Origin of the sequence: Vibrio sp. Vb1026, assembly GCF_033338745.1 — a bacterium.
Taxonomy (GTDB): domain Bacteria; phylum Pseudomonadota; class Gammaproteobacteria; order Enterobacterales; family Vibrionaceae; genus Vibrio; species Vibrio alginolyticus.
This window is the reverse complement of record NZ_JAWOTH010000065.1, coordinates 1-1,686: the sequence shown is the minus strand read 5'-3', so window position 1 is coordinate 1,686 and position 1,686 is coordinate 1. Positions and strand designations below refer to the sequence as shown.

Genomic DNA, 1,686 nt, shown 5'->3' with positions numbered 1-1,686 from the left:
AGAAAAAAAATGTTAATCCCCAGAAGCTTAAAAGATAGATAAATTCCGCAGAAAAAAAGAATAAACATATCCCTAAGCAAGATGCATTAATACCATCGGATACATTCACATACTTTTGCGTCTTAACCTTATCAATCACTACTTAAAACGCTCCCTGAAAAATAACTTACAACATTTTCTGAGGTATCTTTCACTCTCTTACACACGCTAAGTAAATGTAGGCGAGAGTAAGCCCCTCTACCCATTAAATAAGCCCAAAGAGGATCAAGGTTTTTATCTTTAAGTCCAGCGTAGGCTATATCTCCAAACACAACATATTCTAAAGGTTTGAGATATGGGTTAGCGATAAGAGCAACACCGATCACCTGCATCACATCCGAACGTTTATCTTGTGTTGCAGCCTCAATGTAATCCTGAAAAGCATCATCTTCCATGTCGATATTGGCATTTCTCATTAAGCATTCAGGCGTAGCGCAACTCGCTTTAAAGCGAACATTAAACGATTCATCATTCACTACTAGATTGCGTCGATAACTGCCATCTTGAGAGAAATTATCAGCCTTTTCTGTCTGGCGTGATAACCGATTCTCTTCGACTTTTCTAAGCGCACCACCTCCCTCAATGAAGCCATTTTTGACCTGATGAATAAGATCATATCCAGTCTCATAGGAAATATTGCCCCCGTTGTACCCTTTCAAGATAACATCGAACGCTTCGCTAAATTCTTTTACCGCTTGGCTGTGAACCAAAGTTTCCAGATCCAATGCGGGAAGAAAAATTAATAATCCTTCAATCGCCTTTTGAGCTTCGACCTCTAGCTGTCTTCTTTTTCGATTTCGTTCCCAACGAGCGTAATCTTCTTGGGTATACGTCAATTCAGCTTGACGCTCTCGACGTTGGCGGGCAGCTCGCTCCCTTACTGTTTCTTCTCGAGCTTGCGGTTTTCTTAATGACTCTTCTTCATGGAGTGGCTTATAACCTCCACCAGAAGAACTCAACGGTTTTTTCTTTCTATCCAAAAAATTGTGTGGCATCAGTTCACCTAACCTCAATTAACGTGATGACATCATAACGACACTTAAAGGTGCGTAATATTGGTCATATGTTAAATAGGCAACTTCACTATCAAAAACACCACTTAGAAGCCCCTCAAACGCTCTAGGCACGATTTCAGACTGAAATCCGGCACATTACCCACCAAAAAACATTTGAAAGTTTGTGACACTTTGAGAGCGATTTACATAGCAATCTAACTAACTTCTAAACTCACTCAGAAACACCTCTGAAATGCTCGTTTTTCACATGTTCAACCTGCAACTAGGCATCTATCATTATCCAAAAATAAAAATGCCTAGTTGGCTCAAACCGCACAAACGGTCATTTGCCGCGTCACAACAATCATTCGAATTAAACTCACATTCACTGAACCAAAGAGTAACTCTTGTTACTTCAAAACTTGGCTCAAATGACAGCAAACTAACAGCGTGAGATCTTAAGATCATAGAGAAAAATGAAACACGCTAACTTGTGTCGAGATTTACGAAAAGAAAGGACGAAAAGCATGAACTTCAAAAAACGTTACATGACCATAATATTGCTCGCATTAGGATTAGGAAGTACTCAAAAAGCGCCTATCAACGAATTAACACTGAACCTTGAGTTACAACATAACTGCTTAGTTTGTTT

General features: G+C 39.4%; 1 protein-coding gene. It reads right to left on the bottom strand.

Going from position 1 to position 1,686, the window contains the following annotated elements; translation table 11 throughout:
- Positions 1-131: 131 nt before the first annotated feature.
- Positions 132-1,034, bottom strand: a complete 903-nt coding sequence (locus R7E47_RS24175) for a hypothetical protein (RefSeq protein WP_318085195.1) — start codon at positions 1,032-1,034, stop codon at positions 132-134.
- Between the last annotated feature and the right edge of the window lie 652 nt (positions 1,035-1,686).